Consider the following 20,588-nt stretch of genomic DNA (forward strand, 5'->3'; position numbering starts at 1 on the left):
AGGAGGTCCTTACCAATATCGAGGCAGGGCGCGGCACCATGGCCACGCCCTGCCCTCTCCGTGCGTCGGGTCAGAAGCGGAAGCGAACGCCCAGCGAATAGGCGCGCTCGAGATACAGCACCTGCCGCGTGTAGCTGTCGCCGGTGTCGAACTGGCGATAGCGCTGCAGCGGGTTGCCGAGCACGTTGACCACGTCGAAGGCGATGGTGATGTTCTCGACCGGAGTCACCGTCGCCGACAGATCGAGCTGGCCGCGGCCCTTCTCGATCACCGGATGGGCGATCGGGTCGAGCGCCTCGAGGCTGTAGAAGGACACGAACTTCGAGCGGTAGTTATAGGCGACGCGCGCCGAGAATTGCGGCTTCTCGTACAGCGCGACAATGTTGCCCGACCATTTCGACACGCCGGGGAAGGCCTGCTGCTGATTGCCATAGGTCGCGGCGAAATTGGGGACCAGGTCGCCCTTGGCGTCGATATAGGTGCCGTTGGCTTGGATGCCGAAGCCCTTGGCCCAGTCCGGCAGCCCGTCGATGTCGAGGAAGCTGGTGAAGGTCACCTCGGCGCCCTGCAGCTTGGTCTTGCCGAGGTTGATCGGCGAGGCGAGGCGCAGCCCCGGCTGGGTACGATCGTCGACCGTAGCCAGGAAGCCGTTGGCGTCGTGCCGGAACAGCGCGGCGGTGAAGGAGCCGGTCCGCGAGAAATACCACTCCAGGCTGACGTCGTAATTGTCCGAGGTCAGCGGCTTGAGATACGGGTTGCCCGCCGATCCGCCGCGGCGCAGGCGCTCGACGCATTCCGGTGTGGTCGCGTTGGTAAGGCAGGGATCGCCCGGCGCGAGGATTACCGGCTGGTTCAGCGAGGTGTTGGGCCGCAGATCGAAGAAGTTGGGCCGGGTGCGCGTCTGGGTAAAGGCAAGGCGCAGCTGCAGCTTGTCGGTGAAGCCGATGCGGGCGCTCGCATTGGGCAGATAGTCGGTATAGTCGTTCTTGGCGCTGACCGGCGGGTTGGTAACGACCCCGCCCGCATCCTCGACGCGCGAGAAGCCGCTGATGTCGGTCTTGGTCTTCACCGCGCGCAGGCCGACCACGCCGTCGATATTGGTGCCGCCCAGCTCGAAGCCGTACTTCACCTGCGCATAGGCGGCGTAGGACTTTTCGTTCGCGCGGAACGTCTCGGCCGGGTTGAACGGCGGGATGCCCGCGGGCGCGCCGAAGAAGCTGCGCAGCGCCGGCAGGTTGTTGCGGATGCTGTCGCGGGTGCTCGCCGCGTAGAAGACATTGGGGTAGCCGTCGTGATAGGCGAAACCCGGCCGGGTCGGGCGCACATCGGCACCCGGCAGCGAGGCCAGCGGAACGCGTGCGGGCTCGTTGTTGATGTAGAGATTGCCGAGATCGCGCGCCGCCTTGCGGTCGGAATAGCGCAGGCCGACATCGATCCGCTTGAGGAAGCCGCCGTCGAAATCATAGGACAGGTCGGTGCGCGCCTGCCAGTCGGTGCCGCTCACCACCAGCAGCTCCTGCCAGAGCCCGCGGCTGATGAAGTTGGCCGGATCGGTGAGGCTGAAATTGACGAACTGCTGGCTCGGGCCACCGTCGACCGGTGCCTCGAACTGCACGTTGCGCACCGGCGAGCTGGCCGCGGCATAGTCGATGTTGACGTTGTTCGCCGTATACGTGCTGTCGGTATAGGCGACGTCGGCCGAGATGCGCAGCCGGTCGCGTGTCCAGATCGCGCCGCCACCGCCCTGATAGGTGTCGGTATGGCCGTTGAACGAACCGCTATAGCCGTCGGGGCGCGATGCGCCAGACACCGTCATGCTGGCGATGTTCCGGCCGTTCGCCTGCGTCGTGATGTTCGACAGCTGCAGATTGTCCCCGAAGATCGGGATGAACATGTAGCGATTATAGTCGCGCGAGCGGAAGCCCTGGAACAGCCCGTCGGCGTAGATCTCCAGCTCGGGCGTCGGCTTCCACTGGAAGGCGGCGTTGGCCGAGGGGCGCCAGCGATCGCCATAGCCGAGGAACAGGCCCTGCGCGTCCGGGTAGCGCAGCCCCGCCTGGCCGGCGGGGGCGTTGCCGGCATTGGTCGTCTGGATCACCAGCGATTGTTCGCGGGTCGAATCGAGGAAGTTGATGCCGACATAGGAGGCGTTGACCAGCAGGCCCATCTCGCCGATGCCGGTGTTCCAGCGATCGCTGACCAGCAGATTGCCGTTCCAGGTCGTGCCCTTGGACTGTTGTGAGAGTACGCCGTTGACCGAGCCGGACAGCTCGAAGCCCTTGAAGTCGAAGGGCCGGCGGCCGCGGACGTTGATCTCGCCGGCGATACCGCCCTCGATCTGGTTGGCGAGGCCGGACTTGAACACTTCCAGCGCGGCGACCGTGCCCGCCGGGAAATCCTGGATCTGGACGTAGCGGCCCTCGGCGGTGAAGATCTGCCGGCCGTTATAGGTGGTGGTGAGGTCGGGCAGGCCGCGCACCGTGACGCCCGCCGATTCACCGCCACCGCGGGTGACGTTGACGCCGGCGACGCGCTGCAGCGCGGAGGACGCGAAGGTATCGGGCAGCTTGCCGATATCCTCAGCGACGATCGCGTCGACGATGCCGTCCGAATTGCGCTTGATCGATTGGGCGGACTGGAGGCTGCGGCGCAGGCCGGTGACGACAATAGTGTCTTCGGCACTCGCACCCGTTTCCTGCACGGCAGCGGCCGGCGACGCGGGGTTGATGCTGTCTGCGCTGGAGCTTTGCGGCTTGGGCGATTCCAACGCGGTTTGAGCAAACGCGGCGGGCGCCAGTGCCAAAGCAACCACGGCCGAGACGGACGCGCACAACAACGGCTTCATCTTCATGCTAAACCTCCCCTTTTTCGCACCGCTCGAAAGGCGGGCTTGTTCGTGATGCGGAGATTATATAAGCCCGACATCGCAAGCAACATATTTATCTTATTTTTAGCGAAGCGCTCTGCGCACGACGCGAATCGCAAGAAAACGCTGCTTGGGAGGAGAAGGATGATGAAGGGTACAACGGCGATCTGCGGCCTGGCCGCGATGGTCGCGCTGACGAGCCACGCCGACGCGGCTACCGCCAGGCGCGGCACCTTCGGCAAGATGGCCGACGGACGCGCCGTCGCCTCGGTCACGCTCAGCAACGGACGCGGGGTCTCGGCGACCGTCGTCGCGTACGGCGCGATGCTCCAGTCCCTGATCATGCCCGATCGCGCGGGCCGCAAGGCGGACGTGATCCTCGGCTATGACAATATGGCCGACTATCTCGCCAAGGGGCAGTATTTCGGCGCCACCGTCGGCCGCTTTGCCAATCGCCTCGCCGAGGGCCGCTTCCAAATCGGCGGTCGGACGTTCCAGACGCCGGTCAACGACGGCAAGAACGCGCTGCACGGCGGCACCGTCGGCTTCGACAAGGTGGTGTGGGATGTGGTTTCGGTGAAGGACGGCCCTACCGCTTCGGTGACGCTGCGCTATGTGAGCCGCGACGGCGACCAGGGCTATCCCGGCACGATGACCGTCGACGCGACCTATGCGCTGGACGAGCAGAACAACCTGACGATCACCTACACGGCGACCACCGACGCGCCGACGATCGCCAACATCACCAACCACAGCTACTGGAACCTGTCCGGCGAGGGCGCGACGGGCGGCGCGATGGGCCACCGCGTCACCATCCCGGCGCAGACCTATCTGCCCACCGATGCGGGCGCGATCCCCACGGGCGATTTCAAGAGCGTCGCCGGCACGGTGTTCGACTTCCGCACGCCGCAGGCGGTGGGCGACCGCGTCCGCGACGCGCGCGACCAGCAGATCGTCTTCGGCCGGGGCTATGATCACAATTGGGTGATCGGCCGCGAGGTGACGCGCGACCAGCATCTGATGGCGAAGGTCTATGATCCCGCCTCGGGCCGCGGCTTCGAGCTCTGGTCGAACCAGCCGGGGCTGCAATTCTATTCGGGCAATTTCCTCGACGGCACCACCCACGGCAAGTCCAAGCGGATCTACCGCGAGGGCGATGCGATCGTGATGGAGCCGCAGATCTTCCCGGACGCGCCCAACCAGAAGGGCTTTCCCAACGCCCGGCTCGATCCCGGCCAGACCTATCGCAACGTGATGACCTACCGCCTTACCACCGGCCAGGCCGCGGCGCCGAAGAAGCGCTGAACGACTTTAGGGGAGCAGACCATATGATGATCCGCCGCACATTCCTTCTCGCCGGCGCGGCGCTGGCGATCGCCGCCACCGCGCCGGGCGCGCAGGCGCGCGACCAATGGACCAAGGCGCAGGCCAATAGCTGGTATGCCCAGCAGCCCTGGATGGTGGGCGCCAACTTCACCCCCGCGACCGCGATCAACCAGCTCGAGATGTTCCAGGCCGAGACCTGGGATCCCAAGCGCATCGATCTCGAACTCGGCTGGGCCGAGAAGATCGGCATGAACGTGATGCGGGTGAACCTGCATCACCTGCTCTGGGAAACCGACGCGCCGGGCCTCAAGCGCCGCATGGACGAGTTCATGACGATCGCGGCGAAGCACCACATCAAGACGCTGTGGATCTTCTTCGACAGCTGCTGGGATCCCGATCCCCATGCCGGCCCGCAGCACCCGCCGATCCCCGGCGTCCACAATTCGGGATCGGCCCAGTCGCCGGGCGCCGCGCGGCTCAAGGACGCGTCGCAGTACGGCAAGCTGGAAGCCTATGTGAAGGATATCGTCACCACCTTCGCCAAGGACGAGCGCGTACTCGGCTGGGACGTGTGGAACGAGCCCAACAACCCCGGCGGCGGCAATTACGCGCCGACGCCGGACAAGAACAAGTACGTCGCCCTGCTGCTGCCGCGCGTGTTCGCCGCGGCGCGTTCGGCGAACCCGGTCCAGCCGCTGACCTCAGGCGTGTGGATCGGCGACCATTGGGACGATCAGAGCACACTCGACGCGGTCGAGAAGATCCAGATCGCCCAGTCCGACGTGCTGAGCTTCCACGATTACAGCTGGCCCGAGACGTTCGAGCGCCGCGCCAACCAGATGCTCGGCTATGGCCGCCCGGTGCTGTGTACCGAATATATGGCGCGCGGCAACGGATCGACCTTCGACGGCACGCTGCCGATCGGCAAGCGGCTCAACATCGCCATGTTCAACTGGGGCTTTGTCGACGGCAAGTCGCAGACCCGACTGCCCTGGGACAGCTGGAAGAAGCCCTATACCTATGAGGAGCCGACCATCTGGTTCCACGAGGTCTTCCACGGCGACGGCAAGCCCTACCGCCAGGCCGAGGTCGACCTGATCCGGCGCCTGTCCGCGGCGCCCAAGGGCGTGGTGCCGGCCGCGCGCTGACCGGCAGGCTGCACCGCCGCCGTATGTGCGGTGCAGCCGCTCCACTGGAGGGAGAGCACGATGGACCTGCTTCGATCGCTGCGCCGTTTCGCCCTGACCGCGGTCGCGCTCGCAGGCGTGACGTCGACCTCCGCGCAGACCGCGCCCGGCGGCCCCGAGACGCCCGCCGTCGACCCCGCCAAGGCCTATCTGTTCGCGCACATGACCAAGGAGCGCTACGGCGTCCTCCATTATTCGGTCAGCATCGACGGGCTGCACTGGACGCGGCTGAATGGCGGCCGCCCCGTCTCCACCGACTATCACGGCCATGCCTCAATCGCGCGCGGGCCAGACGGGCGCTATTATCTAGTCGGCAACCGCAGCGACGAGGATCCGCTGATCCGCTTCTGGGTCTCGGACGATCTGATCCGCTGGACACCGTTCGGCACCTATCAGCCAGACCTGACCAACATCTCCGGCCACCCGCACGCCCTCCAGCGGATCGGCGCACCCAAGCTGTTCTTCGATCGCGCGTCCGGCCATTTCCTGCTTAGCTGGCACACGCCCAACGAGGACGGCGATGCGCAGGACCCAGAACGCTATTGGGCCAGCCAGCGCACCCTCTATGTGCTGTCGCGCGATCTCCGGTCGTTCCCCGACAAGCCCCGCCGCCTGTTCGGCTGGGACATGGCGACGATCGACACGATCCTGCAGCCCGACGATCACGGCGGCTATTGCGCGATCCTCAAGGACGAGCGTTATCCGAGCTATGACTGGACGACGGGCAAGACGATCCGGATCAGCTGCGCCGGGAGCCTCCTAGGCCCGTATCCGCTGCCGAGCCCGCCGCTCAGCCCCAATTTCCGCGAGGCGCCCACGCTGATCCGCGCGCCCGACGGCGCCGACTGGTTCCTCTATTACGAGCAATATGCCGGTACCAGCTACGGCCTGTCCAAGGCCCCGACCTTGCATGGGCCCTGGTTCCAGGTCTCCGGCAATACCGGCGTCCCTGCATGGAACCGCTACGAGATGCCCGCGGGCATCCGTCACGGATCGATGCTCCCGATCACGCGGCGCCAATATGACGCACTGCTGAAGGCGTTCCCGAACCCATGATCCCCAAGCTCCTTCCGCTCGCCCTGCTGGCCCTTGCCGCTCCCATCGGGGCGCAGGAGACCCGGCAGGTTCAGAATCCGCTGCTGGACTCCGGTCCCGACCCGTGGATCGTGCGCGACGGGCAGACCTATTACTACATGAACACGCAGGGCAATCGGCTGGCGATCCGCAAGACGCGGGACCTCTCCCGCCTCGCCGACGCGCCGGAAGTGACGGTGTGGACGCCGCCGGCCGCCGGTCCGAACGCGCAGTCGATCTGGGCGCCCGAGCTCCACCGGATCGGCGGCCGCTGGTACCTCTACTATACCGCCGCGGCGGCAGGGCATGATGACGACGCCCATCGCGGCATCTTCGTGCTGGAGAATGCCGGGCGCGATCCCACGCGGGGCAGCTGGGTCGACCGCGGTCGGCTAAAGACGCAGCTTACCGGGATCGACGGCACCACCTTCGCCTATCGGGGCCGGCGCTATTTCGTCTATTCCGCCTATGACGGGCCCGACAGCGCGCTGCGGATCGTCGCGATGGCCAATCCCTGGACGCTGACCGGCGCGGAGACGACGATCGCGCGCCCCGACCGCGCCTGGGAGCGCCAGGGCGGCCGCCAGATCGTCGAGGGCCCGGAGTATCTGGAGGGTCCGAGCGGCTCCCTAAACCTCACCTATTCGGGCAGTGCCTGCTGGTCCGACGGCTATGCGATCGGGCTGCTGCGTGCCCCCGCAGGCAGCGATCCGCTCGATGCCGCGGCCTGGACCAAGGCACCTGCCCCGATCCTTGCGACCAACCCGGCGCAGCGCATCTTTGCGCCCGGGCACAACGGCTTTTTCACGACGCCCGGCGGCGAGACCTGGATCGTCTACCACGCCAATCCGGCGGCGGGGATGGGCTGCACCGCCAAGCGCGCGCCGCGCATCCAGCGCGTCCGCTGGCGGGATGGAGTGCCGGACGTCACCGGACCCGCCGGGGTGATCGCCCCGCTCGCGCCGCCCCGATAAGCTAGCGCGCGACCGGCCAGCCGTCGGGGGTCCAGCCCAGCCGCTGGATTTGCAGCGTCGGGGTGCCGCCATGCGCCGTGTCATAGGCGTGGTAGACGATGAAATCGCCGTCGCGGCGCTGGAGGATCGAGGCACCCCCGCGCCCGACGAAGCGGGTGCCTTGTCCGCTGCCGAGCACGACCGTGCCGCCGCCCGCGAGCATCGCCCGTCCCGCGCGATCGACATAGGGGCCTTCGGGTGCCGAGGACCGGCCAACGACGGTGTGATAGCTGCTCGCTGCCCCGCGGCAGCAAAAGTCGAAGGACACGAACAGATAATAGTGCGCGCCGTGACGGATCACATAAGGCGCCTCTACCGCGCCCGGTGCGGGACGCGCCGCCAGCGCGCGCGGGGGTGCGTCGCCCGACAGCCGCAGACCGGTGGCGGGGTCGATCCGGATCAGCTTGATTCCCGACCAGAAGCTGCCGAACACCAACCAGGCGCGGCCTTGGTTGTCGCCGAAAGGCATTGGATCGATCGCGTTGAAATCGTCGCCCGGCCCGGATTGCACGACCGGTCCGCGATCGACCCAATTTGCCGTCGGGGCGGCCGGGTCGATCCGTGGCGCGGTGGCGAGGCCGATGGCGGAGCGGTTCTTCCCGAAGGTCGAGACCGCATAATAGAGCCGATATTCGTTGCCGGCTTTCGAGAGGTCCGGCGCCCAGATCCCCGTTGCACCCGGCACGGCAGTACGCACCCAGTCCGGCAGCGTCGCGTAGCTCGCGCCGCGCAGCGTCCAGTGGCGCAGATCGGTGGAGGTGCGCAGCGGCAGCAGGCCCTGTGCGCTGCCGAGATGACCGGTGACGAACAGGTAGTAAGTGTTGCCGTCCTTGAGAATCGCGGGGTCGTGGACGCCAGCGACCGCCCCCTCCAGTACCAGCGGCACAGGGCGCGGCGCACTGGCCGCCGCCCCGCCCGCCGCGGCGAGCAGGGCCAGTGCAAGCGACGCGGAGCGCTTCACGGCCGGCGCAACGGTCCGTTGGCGACCGGCTCGCCGAAGTCCGGCGACCCGTCGGCTTGATAGCGGAAATACTGCATGCGGGTGTGGCGGTTGGGATCGAACAGCGGATCGCCCTGGATCTCGGCATAGTCGCGCGCATGGTACACCAGCACATCGCGGCCTTGCTCGTCGACCGTGAAGCTGTTGTGCCCCGGCCCGTAGATCTTGTGCGCGGCGGAGGTCTGGAACACCGGGACCGGTGACTTGGTCCAGCTGGCCGCGTCCATCAGGTCCGCATCCGCGCGGGCGGTGAGCATGCCTAGGCAGTAGCGCGAATCGGTGGCGCTCGCCGAATAGGTCATGAACAGCTTGCCGTTGCGCGCGAGTACCGCGGGCGCCTCGTTGACCTTGAAGCCGCGGATTTCCCAGTCGAGCGTGGGTACCGACAGCCGCACCGGCTTGGCGGCCAGCTTCAGCGGCGAGGCGAGCGGCGCCAGGTACAGGTTCGAGTTGGTGTCGATGCCGGGCTCGCGCTGCGCCCAGGCGAGGTAGCGAAGGCCCTTGTGGACGAAGCTGGTCGAATCGAGGTTGAAGCTGTCCCACGGCGTCTCGAGCTGCCCGAGCACCGACCAGGCGCCGGTCATCGGATCGGGTCCGTCGCACACCACGGCGTAGGTGCGGATGCGGAACACGTCCTCGCCGCCGCCGCTGGGGCCCGCGGCGAAATACATCACCCATTTGCCGTCGATCCGATGCAGCTCGGGTGCCCAGAGGAAGCCGGACATCGGCCCGCGCGATTCGTGCCGCCACAGCACGCGCTCGGGTGCGGTGGCCAGGCCCGCCAGCGTCTTGGAGCGACGCAGCACGAGCCGGTCATATTCGGGCACCGACCCGGTCAGATAATACCAGCCGTCGGTGTGCCGGAAGACCTGCGCATCGGCCCGCTGCCGAACGACCGGGTTGACGATCGTCCCGGTGGTGCGCGCCATCGCCGGCATCGCGGAAACGGCTGCCACACCACCCAGGAACAGGCGGCGCGTGACCGTGGACGCGTCGCCGCCCTGCCGTGGCGCGTCGGTGCTGTCGAATAATCCTGCTTCTTCCATCATTTCCGCCTCTCCGCGTGCAGCCGCCCACATCGAGGCGGTCTGCGCGGCTCACTAGTCAGACAAATGGAAGGCGGCGTCAAATCAAAGCCCATCGGCGCATGCGCAACGCACGCGCGGCGCGCCAGCGAGAACCAAGGCTCGGCGTGCCGGTCCGCAGGGCGGAGCCCGCATTGGGCGGCTTTTGCGCAGGGAGGGTGGTACGGGCGGTCGGACTCGAACCGACATGTTGTTGCCAACGACGGATTTTGAATCCGTTGCGTCTACCATTCCGCCACGCCCGCGTGATGGCCACCGAGCCTATAGCGCGCGGCTCGCGCCCTGCAACCGGAAAGGTAGCGCGACGTTCTGCCCGATCACGTCTCCTCGCGGACCTGGGCATGCGCCAGCAGCGCGAACAGCACCGATCCGCCGAGGATGTTGCCGAGCAGCGCCGGCGCCAGGAAGCCGCCGAGCACCCAGCCGAGGCTCGCCTCGCCCGCCAGCCACAGCATCCATGCCTCGACCGCGCCCGCCACGACATGGGCGAACTCGCCGAGCGAGATAAAATAGGTGCAGAACACCAGCACGAAGAATTCCTGCCGCCGCGCGCCGGGCAGCGACCAGGCGATGCCGGCCATCAGGAACCCCGCCGGGACTGCTGCGCGCACCGCGTCCCATCCCGTCAGTTCGAGCAGGCTGCGCGAGGTATCGAGCATCGCCTTGGTGCTCGCCTCCGTGCCTACCCAGCCCTCGGTCGCGAGCCAGGCGATCAGCAGCGTGCCGGCGAGGTTCGCCGCCAGTACCAGCCCCCAGAGCCGCCCCAGCCGCGCGAAGTTGCGGAAGCTGGGGTTGGCCGCGACGGGGATCACCGCGGACAGTGTGCTCTCGGTGAACAGCTGCAGCCGCCCGAGCACGACGATCACGAAGCCCAGGCAATAGCCGATGCTCGCCACCGGCAGCCGCCATTCGGTGTCGGGCAGATGGCTCTCGATCAGCCCGCGCCCGAGCACCGAGGCCGCCATCGCCACGCCCGCGACCACGCCGGAGAAGAACAGCGAACTCGCCGGCCGGTCGAGCTCCTCGTCGCCCTGGCGGCGAATGACCTCATGGATGACGCGCGAGGACGCAGCCTCGCGGTCCTGGACTTCTTCCTCCTCGTCGGGAGGAAGATCGGGCTCTTCGCCTTCGGGCGCTTCGTTTCGGGGCTGTTGCACCGGGCCTGAACGCGGTGGCGCGCGGGAGGTTGCCGGGCGAAGGGTCAGCCCTGCCCGGCGAAGGTCTGCACGACCTCGAACTGGCCGGGCTCGAAGCGGGCGATCTCCATCAATTCCGCCAGCGCCGCCGAGGGCGCCGGGTCGCGGCGCATCGCGTCATAGGAGGCCTGATCGCGCCACAGCGCGTACATCGCGACCTTTGCCCCATCCGCGCTCCGGTGCAGCGTGGAAGATATGAAGCCGGGCGCGTTGCGGACATGTGCGTCGGTGATGCCGCGCAGCAAGTCGATGGCGCGCTGCCGATCGGCGGGTGCGACGTGGAAGAGGTTGAAAAAGGCGATCATCTGCAGTTCCGGTGGCGGCCACAAAATCGCGCGCGCCCTGCGCCTCAAGGTAGGAGCCCGAAAATGCTGGGTAAGGCATCCGCGGGTTGGTCTTGACGGACGGGCCTCTGACGAAGCCGCTGCCGCGCTACGCGAATATCGCCAGCACCACGCAAAGGAGTATGCCGACCACCAAAATCGCGAGCCACAGCCGCCATGTCTCGCGATCGGGACTACCGATCGCGACAAGATACTCCAAAATCGCCTCGATCCACATTCGTGCCTCAACTCCGCGGCGCTTGGCGGCGGTAACTGAGTGCCTCCGCCACATGGATGCGCCCTACTCCCTCGGCGCCTGCCAGATCGGCGATCGTGCGCGCCACCCGCAGCACCCGGGTATAGCCCCGCGCCGAGAGCCGCATTGCCTCGGCCGCTTGGGCCAGCAGCTTGCGGCCCGCATCGTCGGGCGTTGCGACCGCCATCAGCGGTTCGCCATCGGCCTCGGCATTGGTCCGCACCGACGTGCCCGCATAGCGCGCCGTCTGGAGCGCCCGCGCCGCCGCGACCCGCGCCGCGACCTCGGCCGATCCTTCGGCGGGGGGCGGCAGGACGAGGTCGGCGGCGGTGACCGGCTGGACCTCGACATGCAGGTCGATGCGGTCGAGCAAAGGCCCGGAGACCTTGGCCTGATAGTCCGCCGCGCAGCGCGGCGCGCGGGCGCAGGCGAGCGCGGGGTCGCCGAGATGCCCGCAGCGGCACGGGTTCATCGCCGCGATCAGCTGTACCCGCGCCGGGAAGGTCACATGCGCATTGGCCCGCGCGACGCTCACCACGCCCGCCTCCAGCGGCTGCCGAAGCGAATCGAGCACGGCGCGCTGGAACTCGGGCAGTTCGTCGAGGAACAGCACGCCTAGGTGCGCGAGGCTCACCTCGCCCGGCTTCACCTTGAGCCCGCCGCCGGTCAGCGCCGCCATCGACGCCGAGTGATGCGGCGCGCGGAACGGCCGGGTGCGGGTCAGCCGCCCGCCCTGCAGCGTGCCCGCGACCGAGGCGACCATCGACACTTCCAGCGCCTCGGCCGCCTCCAGCGGCGGCAGGATGCCCGGCAGGCACGCCGCCATCAGCGACTTGCCGGCCCCCGGCGGCCCTACGAACAAGAGGTTATGCCCGCCCGCCGCCGCGATCTCCAGCGCGCGCTTGGCGGTCTCCTGCCCCTTTACCTGGGCGAGATCCGGCCCCGCACCCGGCGGGTCGACTTCGCCCGGCGCCGGGCCGGGGAGCAGCTGGTTGCCCTTGAAGTGGTTGAGCAGGCTGATGAGATCGGGCGCGGCGAGCACCTCCACCTGCCCTGCCCAGCTCGCCTCGGGCCCCTGCGCGGCGGGGCAGACCAGCCCCTTGCCCGCCTCGGCCGCGTGCATCGCCGCGAGCAGCACCCCCGGCGAGGGCGCGATCCGCCCGTCGAGCGCCAGTTCGCCGACCACGACATAGCCCGCGATCGTCTCGGCATCGATCACGCCCATCGCCGCCAGCAGCGCCAACGCGATGGGCAGGTCGAAATGCGATCCTTCCTTGGGCAGGTCGGCGGGCGAGAGGTTGAGCACGATATGCTTGGGCGGCAGCGCCAGCCCGATCGCGGCCATCGCGGCGCGCACCCGCTCGCGGCTTTCCGCCACCGCCTTGTCGGGCAGGCCGACGACGACCCTTGTAGGGACAGTTGACCCACAGAGAGCGGGGAGCCAAAGCGGTTGAGCTTGGCGCGTTTCTCGGGGCCCGAGGCATCTATGCGTTACCGAGACGAAGATTGGTTGGAAATGGAAACGGACAACACGGCGGGTGGGCGACCTCGGAAAGCATACTCCTACATCAGGTTCAGTACGCCCGAGCAGGGTAAGGGGGACAGCTTCCGGCGCCAGCACGAGCTGGCAAAGCGGTACGCTCAGCAGCATGGGCTGGAACTGGATGAGACGCTCACCTTCCATGACGTCGGCCGCTCGGGATACCGCGGCGCGAATTACAAGGCTGGAAGGCTCGCTGTATTCCTGGAGGCTGTTACGGCCGGACATGTGGAGCCCGGCTCCGTGCTCCTGGTGGAACAGCTAGACCGCATCAGTCGAATGGACCCGCTGGACGCAATCGATGTGCTTCGTGACATCGTGCGGCACGGCGTGACGGTGGTGACGATTAGCGACGGCCGGGAGTACACTCGGGAGTCCCTGAAGAAGGACTTCACGTCCCTGATCATGGCCGTGGTGCTCTTCATGCGGGCGAATGAGGAAAGCCGCACGAAGTCCGAGCGCGGCAGCGCCGCATGGGGCAACAAGATGGCGCAGATAGGCTCGAAGCCCCTCACCTCAATGACCCCCGCTTGGATCGCCTTGGACGATGCGACAGGCAAGCTGGAGCTGATCGAAGAACGCGCGGCCGTTGTCCGCCGCATCTTTGAGATGGCGATTGGTGGCACTGGCGTCGAGGCGATAGCGAACACGTTCAACGCCGAAGGCGTCGACACATGGGGGCGAGGGAAGCGCAAGGCCAAGATGTGGCACCGGTCCTATATCGCCCGTATCCTCAAGAACCCTGCCGCGATCGGAGAAATCACCCTCCACCGCACCGCGCACGATGAAGAAGGCGTGATGTCGCGGGTGCCTCAAGAGACGGTAAGGGACTACTATCCGCCTGTGGTATCGGAGGAGATCTTCAGGGAAGCCAACGCCGCTAAAGCCGCCCGAGGTGACCGCGTGCGTGCCCCTAGGGCCCTCTTCCCCACGCAGAACTTGCTGGCTGGGCTGACTGCCTGCCCGAAGTGCGGGGGCAGCATGGTCCGCGTGATGAAGGGCAAGCGCTCGTACCCCAGCTTGGTCTGCTCGATGGCGAAAGCGGGCAAGGCATGTGAGTACCGATCCGTAAGGTACGCGCTGATCGAAGAGCGTTTGCTGAGGGACCTTCCCGCAAGGCTCCGGCAGCGGGAGGGCCTGGATGCCACCGATGGTGACCTGGCAGTCCGGATAGCCGAAACAGAAGATCGCCTTAGCCACGTGAGCGACGACATCGGGCGCTTGGTCGACGATCTGGCTGCGGAGGACGATGAGAATGTCCGTCGCATTCTGCGCCAAAAGCTGCGGCAGCTCGCCGAGGCGCGTAAGGACCAAAGCGAAGAGCTGGAGCGCCTGAGGAAACTCAACGTCGCCGCTGACCACACGATCATTGCCGCAAGGGTCGATCGCGCCATCGAAGCTCTTAACAAGACCAACGGCGAAATAGACCGAGCGGCTGCCAATCAAGCACTCCGAACCCTGTTCAGCCGGGTTATAGTCAACTCGCCGGATGGGACCCTAGACTTTGAGTGGAAGGCTGGCGGCTTGTGCCGGATCACTTACGCCATCCTTTTCGATGTGCAGGCGTCCAGCAATCATGAATCGAACTCGGAGCAGGCGTCGTGATGTCACCCGAATTGGTAGTCTCCTCCGATCGCCTGACCATTCACATCCCCGAGAATGACATCGTCGCAGAACTCATGGGTGATGGGCTGATCGTCGTTGATCAGGCGGAGCCCGGAAGAAAAATGCGGCATCGCGTAGTTCTCACCGAGGAGGACCTTGAGCTGCTGTTGGCCAAGCTGCGGGGCTAAATCGGAGGCTGGTCGATAAAATACCCCCGGCACCCGAAGAGGGCGCTGGGGGTAGTTAGCATCTGGCTGCAGCTGGGAACGACGAAGAAGCCGGGAGGGTCATTTGTCCTCGGCCATCTCGTCGAGGATGTCCTCAGCGGACCGGACCGTGTGGTTGACCTTCTGGGCCGGTCGGACTTTCGTGAAGTCGAGGATGAGGCGCCCGAGGGCGGCTACGTCCTTCGGGTTCTGAGAGGATCGCAAGGTCGTAACGGCCTTTTGGAGGGCCTCGACGGCGCGGGGGTCATCAGGGAGCTGGCCGGCGTCCTTCATTCTGGCGATGATCCGCTTTGCGTCCCCTTCCGCCTCCTCTTTGATTGCTGCCCACTGCCCATGGGTCAGGCGGCGAGGCTTGCCGGGGAGGTTCGTGTTTGGGCGATTGCCCTTCCGTGCAGCTACGAGCTTCGCAGAGTATTCCTTGCGCTGCTCGGGGGTCATGTTGGCCCATGGTCCTCGCGGCGCCTTCTTCGGGGGCAAGGACAGCGGCGAGATCGGAGAGCTGATCTGCTGGAGTACGAACGCTTCAATTGTCTTGGGCTTGTTCTTGACTCCCACGGGTCTCCCACGAGGGCGGCCAGTCGGCTTAGAGGGCATGGTGTAATCTCATGTGCGACGACCCCGCCAGCGGATAGTTGCCGGCGGGGTTCGTTAGGTGGTTAGCGGTAGCCGGGAATGGCTGCGGGAGGCACGGGGTCCGCCGCGGTGGGCATACCGGCTGCTTGGAGGGCGGTGAGCTGGCCGAGCTTGATGCCTGCCCGCTGAAGGGAGGCGTTGAAGGCCCGGTCAGTCTCGGCACGGCGCTGAATCGCTGCCATAGCCTCGGTGACGTCCGCCGGGTTGGCAGCGGTCAGCACTTCGGCGACACGCTCCTGGACCGCTTGCTTGAAGCGACCTGCGCCACGGCCACGGAACAGAAGGTCCATGGTGGCGCCGATTGCGCGACCTGTGAGGAACTTCGCCGCAACCTTCGCATCCCCGCCGTTGATGGCTTCGTCATACGCCTGCCGCCCGTAGGTCTTCGAGTTGCCGAAGGTCTCCGAGAAGGTCTTGTAGGCCTGGTCCTCGGCTTCGAGCCGGTCATCCAGGCGGTTCATGACGCCGGGGCGGCCCGACATGGTCTCGGTGGCCTGGAGTTTCGCTGCGTCGCCTGGAGCCGCGTAGCTGCCGCCTCCGGAGAGGCCGACTTGCTGGCGAATGCGCTGGGCAACGTTGGCCGTGGGCTTCAGGCCGCCTTCAGTTGCGCTGTCTGCCAGAGCAGTCCGAGCGCCGGTCATCCACGCCTCTTGGGCGTGGTCGGGCATATCTGCCATCTGGCCGGCAATCTCAGGCCCAGTGAGCTTCGCGACCTCCTGGCCTTGGCCGAGAGCATCTCGAATGGCCATCTCGTCCGCATAGTTCGCCACCACGTCGCGGTAGGGCTCGTTCTGCTCCCCAATGAGGCGCTGAAGGTCCTGGCGACGGGCGTTGATGTGAACCGAGTTGGTCGTGTTCCTCGGACGGAAGCCTGAGGTGTCCATAGCGGCCGTTGCGGAATCGCGCATGGCCCGGATGACCTGGTCGAATCCCTCTACGCTGAGCGTGTTGGCGCCCTCGATCGAGCCGTCCGGGTGGAGCCGGAAGCCCAACTCGGTCGGGTTGCGCTGAGCGTTCTGGATGTTCTCAACGGCCTGCGGGAGGGCGTTGCGGAAGGCCGGCGTCCGCATGATGCTCTCGATTTCGGGAGTGAGCACCATCGGCTGCGCATAGGCCCGCTGGTAGCCGGGGCCAGATGCAGCCGCAGCGCGGGCGTTGATGTCCTCGGCGGCCTGGATGGGGTCCACGGCCTGCCCAAGCTCATCCTGCACGTGCTGGCGGATGCGAGTCCCCTGCTGTGCCTGTCGGGCACTCAGCGCCGCGCGGGCTCGCGTCGTCATCGGACCGCGACCTTGCAGGGCCCAGCTCGTGAGCCGGCGAAGGTCCTCCGTGGTGTCTGCGGGCATCGCGGGGGTCCCGAGTGCCTGCCGGCGGGCCACTTCGGCCTCGACGCTCGCCGGGGTCGCTGCGGCGCCGGTTGCACCCATGCCCTGAGCGAGGTTGCCGTTGCGCATCTCCGTGCCGATCAGGCGTTCGGCCTGGGCGCGGGCTGCACGGTTCGGAGGGGGCACAGGGAGCCCGCGGACCCGGCTTGCGGCGTCGCCGATGGCCTCTACGGCTCGGTCGGCGAAGGGGACCGTGCGGAGCGCATAGGAGCCCGCAGCGGCGCCACCGCGTAAAAGTGCGGGTGCAGCGGCACCAACGGCACCGCCGAACATGAGGCCATTGCCTGCGTTCGCTAAGCGGCCCTCGCCGCTATCGTTGAGGAGGCCGCCGGCAGTGCCGTAAGCCGCGCCGGTGGCGAGCCCGTTGACGGCGTGGGAGCCGAGGCCTGCGCCCCTGGCCACCCGAAGCTCGGGCGCCAGAAAGCTCGCACCGAAGCCTGCCCAGCCAAGGCCATCCCCGAGGTCGGGGTGCTCGTCTGAGAAGCGCTTCGTCACCTTCTTCATGTCGTCGGAGTATTCGTCGAACGCCTTGCCGGGCTCCAGCGGTTTGCCGTGGACTGCCCAGTCCCAAGCGTTGTCGATCGCGCCTCGGAGGCCCCGGATGGTGCTCGCAGCACCCGGCAGAGCACCATCCGCAATCCGGCCGGCGGCGGCCCGAATGTCCTCGCGAAGGCTGTTGTGCTCCTCGGGTGCCGCTGGGGCGGCCCGGAGGGACTCTGGCGCGGCCTGAGACGGCTGCGCGTCCAAATAGGACACTCGGCTACCCGCCTGCCCGCCTGCGGCCTCCCGCTGCTCTATGAACTCGTCGGCGGTGCGGCGATCCAGGTTGAAGCCCTTAGAGGCCACATAGTCCACGAGCTGTCCGGCCGTGGCGTGCGGGTCCTGAGCGAGCTTGATGTAGTCCGCTTCGTCTTCTGCCGACATCCGCTGGGGGGCAGCATCGTGCTCCGCTTGAACGCGGGCTAGGATGTCCTGCTCAGTGGCCCCGGCGGGAGCCTGGACCCGATACTCCGAGCCATCGGGGGCGCGGACCGTGAATGTGTCTTGCATCATTTCGTCCTGGTGACCGTCCAGCCGCCGCCTTGGGCGGGAGCGGCGGGTCTGCGGGGCGGAGGCGCTTTGGGGAGACCGCCGCCGAGCTGCTTCGTGTAGTTTTCGCGGCTGGTGTTGAGGAAGGTCCGGAGGCTCTTAATGGCGCCCTCGTTCCTCGCGTCGAAGTTCCAGCGATCGGGGATGACCTGGAGGGCGAGCTTGGACTCGAAGTCCGAAGTGGAGCCTTCGCCGGTCACTCGGGTCGCCGGCCGGACAGCGGTTGCCAGCATCGCGGTAGCCGCATCGTACTCCTGGTTCTCGCGTCGCCACGGGTTGTACTCCTTGAGCCCTGCAAGGCCCTGTCCCCGCATTGCGGTCCGTTGGAGCTTGTCCACGTTGTCGAGGAGGGGAGTAACGCGGTCGATAAGCGCAAGGGCCTTTCGGGCGTCGTCTCGCGCCTTCGGCATCTCCAGGGACATGCTCGGGCTTCCGTCCGCAGAGGGCGCCGGCCTAGCGAGGCCCTGGGCGCGATATTTCGCCAGCTCGGCCTGGTGCTCGGGCTTCAACCTACCCTTTGCTTCGCCCATTTCGAGGAGGCCAATGCGCTCCTTCAGGGGGTCATTCTGTGACATGGGGGTTCCTTAGTTCAAGACGTAGGTGAGGTCGGGGTGAGCCCCAGCGGCCTTGTGAGGGCCGCCGGTCTTCGCCTTTGCGGCTGCGATGCCGATACGCTGCTGGCCCTGGGCCGTGAGTGCTGCACTGCGGGAGACCAGGGCCCTGGTGCGTGCCGCTCGATCCTCGTCGGCCCGCTTGCGAGCCTCAGCCCTTGCGGCGTCCTCAGCGGCCTTGCGTTCAATCGCTTGAGCCTGGGCAACAGTCATCCCCATCCGCGATGTCATGTCCGCGTACTGGCGATCGTAAGCGGCCGGCATGTGCTCGGCGTCGATGCCGTACTGGTCGGGGTGCTGGAGCATCATGGCGTAGGCCGCCGGGCGGTCGGCCTCGGGAAGCTGCTGTAGCGCCGCCATGGCGCGACCATTGAGGTCTGCGGTGTCCTTGGCCTTGGTGCGCTTGGCCGTCGCGTAGTCCATGAACTGCTGGACCGACCGGACAGTGTGCTCTCCGGTGCTAGGGTTCGTGACGATCTCGAAAGCGTCGTCCGGGCCTCCATACTGGCGCTGTGGGAGCTGGGCGCGGCGTTCGGCCTTGAGCTGCTCTTCGAGGCCCAGCGCGTTCGCCCCTGCACGGCCGATACCGTCTGCGAGGCTGTTGCCTGAGAGGAGCCCAGTGCCGAGAGCGATCAGCGTCTTGTGGCGGTTGCCGGGGTCCCAAAGGTGCGCCCCAGGGACGGGCGGGGCCGAAGGTAGACGGGGGGCGCTGCCGGGTGCGGAAGGCGCTTGGAGGTCACCGGGATAGTCCCTGTAGGGGTCGCGGAAGTGGTTGCCATCAGCGCCGGTCGGGGGAGCGGCTGGAAGCGAAGAGGCGGCGAAGGCGGGGCTTGATGCAACGCCGGGGAAGCCGATGAATGGCAGCATATCAGCCTCTTCTTTGGGCGGCCGGAAGGGCCTGCGGTCTGAACGTGACGGTGCGAGCGCGGACGCGATAGCGCGGCCACGAGTAGGCAGGTGTTAGGTGCATTGGGTTCTTTCAGCGTCTGCGGCTTCTGGGCCGTGACTTGGTGTACCGGGCGGGTCCGGGAGTGATGGGCTGGAGGTTGGCTTCGGCTTTTGCGTTCGCAGCCTCAACCTCGCCGAAGATTGCCGCAGGATCGTGCGGAGGGACGCCCGGTGCGTTGTCGAACAGCGCCGGTTCGTAGAAGTTGGGGTCCCGGCGGTCGCAGGTGTCCGGCATCTGCATCTCCAAGCCCTTCCAGTGGTAGAAAAGCTCTGTGCTACCCTGCGGCTTCACCGGGAGCCTGCCGTCTGCGAGGACGGTCCATCCCATGGGTGGGAAGCCGAACTCAGCGGCGAGGAGGCCATCCCATTTGCGGATGGTGGCATCCATGATGCGATCGGACGGAAAGTAGAGGCCGAGCGCGATCGTTGCCGCGCCGAGAGGCGACACGGCTGTCAGCTCGACGGGCCCCTCAGTGGACGAGAATGTCAGCCGGCGTAGGTGTGCGGGATCGAAGTACGATAGGTACTCGCGGTCGTGCTCGCACTTCGTGGCTCTGAAAATGTCGTAAGCGGCAAGCCACCACCCGTCCGGCATCACATGGATACGGATGGGTTGCTTGCCGTAGCTCAGGGTGCGCTCAATCATGCAGCGCGATCCTTTCGGGTGTAGGGAAGATAAGATGTCTGCACGCTAATGCGGCGCGAGTCGGTCGCGAACTTTCGAGAGGCGGCGGCCGCCGTCTATCGTCGACTGTTGTGCTTATATCCGTACTAGCGCTAACTATTTGATTTAATTGACCACTGATCGACCGCCCACAGCTGCCGTGGAGCACCTCGATGGAGGCCTTGATCTCTTTCGAAGATCGGCGGCCAAGTGCTTCATCTAGTTATCCGCCGGGCTCTCACCGGGTAGCTGCAACAGACCCCGCGGCGCTGGCATGGCAGCTAACAACCAATATACGGCGTTCCGAGCGGAGGGCAGGAACGGCCGCTCAGGCTGGAAGCGGTCAATGATCGCTCTTTCGCCAGTTGGCGGCGCATCTCAGCGGTTCAGGCGACTGTCGTCGATCCCAGAAGTAGTTGCTCACGAAGCAGCCGAGAAGCCTGAATAAGACTCGATAATCGTCGGTCGCGGATGGGTATCCGCTGGCGCGATCTAGCGTAAAGGCGGATTCGCTGCCATGCTGTGAGTATGGGGCTTAGTGAATTGACGAGACCGGCTGT

The 20,588-nt window shown here is 66.7% G+C and carries 15 protein-coding genes, 1 tRNA gene and 2 pseudogenes; 6 read left to right on the plus strand and 12 right to left on the minus strand.

All coding sequences use genetic code 11. The annotated features are described in order from the left end of the window. Positions 1 to 70 precede the first annotated feature (70 nt). Positions 71 to 2,851 (minus strand): TonB-dependent receptor, encoded by a 2,781-nt coding sequence (locus ABIC35_RS18800; RefSeq protein WP_121075893.1) that lies wholly within the window; start codon positions 2,849 to 2,851, stop codon positions 71 to 73. 159 nt (positions 2,852 to 3,010) lie between these two features. Here ABIC35_RS18800 and ABIC35_RS18805 point away from each other — a divergent pair, with 159 nt between their 5' ends. From ABIC35_RS18805 to ABIC35_RS18820, 4 genes are read left to right on the plus strand one after another with little or no spacing between them, the layout of a single operon-like run. Continuing rightward, positions 3,011 to 4,171, plus strand: coding sequence for an aldose epimerase family protein (locus ABIC35_RS18805; protein WP_121075890.1), 1,161 nt, complete (start codon positions 3,011 to 3,013; stop codon positions 4,169 to 4,171). A 26-nt stretch (positions 4,172 to 4,197) separates the two neighbouring features. Next, positions 4,198 to 5,340 carry a cellulase family glycosylhydrolase gene (locus tag ABIC35_RS18810; protein WP_183049484.1) on the plus strand — a complete coding sequence of 381 codons (1,143 nt, stop codon included), beginning with the start codon at positions 4,198 to 4,200 and terminating at the stop codon, positions 5,338 to 5,340. A 60-nt stretch (positions 5,341 to 5,400) separates the two neighbouring features. Next, entirely contained in the window at positions 5,401 to 6,435 is a 1,035-nt protein-coding gene (locus ABIC35_RS18815; protein WP_121075888.1) for a glycosyl hydrolase family 43, read from the plus strand. Further along, complete coding sequence (locus ABIC35_RS18820) at positions 6,432 to 7,427, plus strand: glycoside hydrolase family 43 protein (RefSeq protein WP_121075885.1); 996 nt, start codon at positions 6,432 to 6,434, stop codon at positions 7,425 to 7,427. Before ABIC35_RS18815 ends, ABIC35_RS18820 begins: the two co-directional genes overlap by 4 nt. A gap of 1 nt (position 7,428) precedes the next feature. On the opposite strand, the gene ABIC35_RS18825 is transcribed toward ABIC35_RS18820, so the two are convergent. The 6 genes and pseudogenes from ABIC35_RS18825 to ABIC35_RS18850 all read right to left on the minus strand — a co-directional run. Further along, positions 7,429 to 8,427 carry an arabinan endo-1,5-alpha-L-arabinosidase gene (locus tag ABIC35_RS18825; protein WP_121075882.1) on the minus strand — a complete coding sequence of 333 codons (999 nt, stop codon included), beginning with the start codon at positions 8,425 to 8,427 and terminating at the stop codon, positions 7,429 to 7,431. Positions 8,428 to 8,435: 8 nt separating this feature from the next. Further along, a pseudogene (locus ABIC35_RS18830) lies at positions 8,436 to 9,404 on the minus strand (glycoside hydrolase family 43 protein); the annotation flags it as partial. A gap of 306 nt (positions 9,405 to 9,710) precedes the next feature. Then, positions 9,711 to 9,796, minus strand: a tRNA-Leu gene (locus tag ABIC35_RS18835). 72 nt (positions 9,797 to 9,868) lie between these two features. Beyond that, positions 9,869 to 10,708 carry a formate/nitrite transporter family protein gene (locus ABIC35_RS18840; protein WP_121075879.1) on the minus strand — a complete coding sequence of 280 codons (840 nt, stop codon included), beginning with the start codon at positions 10,706 to 10,708 and terminating at the stop codon, positions 9,869 to 9,871. Positions 10,709 to 10,752: 44 nt separating this feature from the next. After that, the gene (locus ABIC35_RS18845) at positions 10,753 to 11,052 is read right to left on the minus strand and encodes an antibiotic biosynthesis monooxygenase family protein (RefSeq protein WP_121075828.1); all 300 of its coding nucleotides are present in this window, start codon (positions 11,050 to 11,052) and stop codon (positions 10,753 to 10,755) included. A gap of 263 nt (positions 11,053 to 11,315) precedes the next feature. Further along, positions 11,316 to 12,743: pseudogene (locus ABIC35_RS18850) on the minus strand (YifB family Mg chelatase-like AAA ATPase); the annotation flags it as partial. A 99-nt stretch (positions 12,744 to 12,842) separates the two neighbouring features. Here ABIC35_RS18850 and ABIC35_RS18855 point away from each other — a divergent pair. Both ABIC35_RS18855 and ABIC35_RS18860 read left to right on the plus strand, forming a co-directional pair. Next, entirely contained in the window at positions 12,843 to 14,471 is a 1,629-nt protein-coding gene (locus ABIC35_RS18855) for a recombinase family protein (RefSeq protein ID WP_147425864.1), read from the plus strand. Then, a complete protein-coding gene (locus tag ABIC35_RS18860; protein WP_121075826.1) occupies positions 14,471 to 14,659 on the plus strand; it encodes a hypothetical protein in 189 nt (62 codons plus the stop codon). The genes ABIC35_RS18855 and ABIC35_RS18860 overlap by 1 nt, the downstream gene beginning before the upstream one ends. Positions 14,660 to 14,758: 99 nt before the next feature. On the opposite strand, the gene ABIC35_RS18865 is transcribed toward ABIC35_RS18860, so the two are convergent. From ABIC35_RS18865 to ABIC35_RS18885, 5 genes are all read right to left on the minus strand, one after another. Further along, complete coding sequence (locus ABIC35_RS18865) at positions 14,759 to 15,253, minus strand: hypothetical protein (RefSeq protein ID WP_147425862.1); 495 nt, start codon at positions 15,251 to 15,253, stop codon at positions 14,759 to 14,761. Between the two features lie 101 nt (positions 15,254 to 15,354). Continuing rightward, the gene (locus ABIC35_RS18870; RefSeq protein WP_220667344.1) at positions 15,355 to 17,769 is read right to left on the minus strand and encodes a hypothetical protein; all 2,415 of its coding nucleotides are present in this window, start codon (positions 17,767 to 17,769) and stop codon (positions 15,355 to 15,357) included. Continuing rightward, complete coding sequence (locus ABIC35_RS18875; protein ID WP_121075819.1) at positions 17,766 to 18,380, minus strand: hypothetical protein; 615 nt, start codon at positions 18,378 to 18,380, stop codon at positions 17,766 to 17,768. Before ABIC35_RS18875 ends, ABIC35_RS18870 begins: the two co-directional genes overlap by 4 nt. A 9-nt stretch (positions 18,381 to 18,389) precedes the next feature. Continuing rightward, a complete protein-coding gene (locus tag ABIC35_RS18880; RefSeq protein ID WP_121075817.1) occupies positions 18,390 to 19,283 on the minus strand; it encodes a hypothetical protein in 894 nt (297 codons plus the stop codon). 112 nt (positions 19,284 to 19,395) lie between these two features. Further along, on the minus strand, positions 19,396 to 20,010 hold the full coding sequence (locus tag ABIC35_RS18885; protein WP_121075813.1) for a hypothetical protein: 615 nt from the start codon (positions 20,008 to 20,010) through the stop codon (positions 19,396 to 19,398). Positions 20,011 to 20,588: the final 578 nt, after the last annotated feature.

The organism is Sphingomonas trueperi (genome assembly GCF_040545965.1).
Classification (GTDB): domain Bacteria; phylum Pseudomonadota; class Alphaproteobacteria; order Sphingomonadales; family Sphingomonadaceae; genus Sphingomonas; species Sphingomonas trueperi_C.

Excerpts from the sequence above, each read along its gene's own strand:
- ABIC35_RS18885 (WP_121075813.1), bottom strand. The coding sequence starts at position 20,010 with ATGATTGAGCGCACCCTGAGCTACGGCAAGCAACCCATCCGTATCCAT.
- ABIC35_RS18860 (WP_121075826.1), top strand. The coding sequence starts at position 14,471 with ATGTCACCCGAATTGGTAGTCTCCTCCGATCGCCTGACCATTCACATC.
- ABIC35_RS18815 (WP_121075888.1), top strand. The coding sequence starts at position 5,401 with ATGGACCTGCTTCGATCGCTGCGCCGTTTCGCCCTGACCGCGGTCGCG.
- ABIC35_RS18855 (WP_147425864.1), top strand. The coding sequence starts at position 12,843 with ATGGAAACGGACAACACGGCGGGTGGGCGACCTCGGAAAGCATACTCC.
- ABIC35_RS18870 (WP_220667344.1), bottom strand. The coding sequence starts at position 17,769 with ATGATGCAAGACACATTCACGGTCCGCGCCCCCGATGGCTCGGAGTAT.
- ABIC35_RS18800 (WP_121075893.1), bottom strand. The coding sequence starts at position 2,851 with ATGAAGATGAAGCCGTTGTTGTGCGCGTCCGTCTCGGCCGTGGTTGCT.
- ABIC35_RS18810 (WP_183049484.1), top strand. The coding sequence starts at position 4,198 with ATGATCCGCCGCACATTCCTTCTCGCCGGCGCGGCGCTGGCGATCGCC.
- ABIC35_RS18845 (WP_121075828.1), bottom strand. The coding sequence starts at position 11,052 with ATGATCGCCTTTTTCAACCTCTTCCACGTCGCACCCGCCGATCGGCAG.
- ABIC35_RS18805 (WP_121075890.1), top strand. The coding sequence starts at position 3,011 with ATGATGAAGGGTACAACGGCGATCTGCGGCCTGGCCGCGATGGTCGCG.
- ABIC35_RS18820 (WP_121075885.1), top strand. The coding sequence starts at position 6,432 with ATGATCCCCAAGCTCCTTCCGCTCGCCCTGCTGGCCCTTGCCGCTCCC.
- ABIC35_RS18875 (WP_121075819.1), bottom strand. The coding sequence starts at position 18,380 with ATGTCACAGAATGACCCCCTGAAGGAGCGCATTGGCCTCCTCGAAATG.
- ABIC35_RS18880 (WP_121075817.1), bottom strand. The coding sequence starts at position 19,283 with ATGCTGCCATTCATCGGCTTCCCCGGCGTTGCATCAAGCCCCGCCTTC.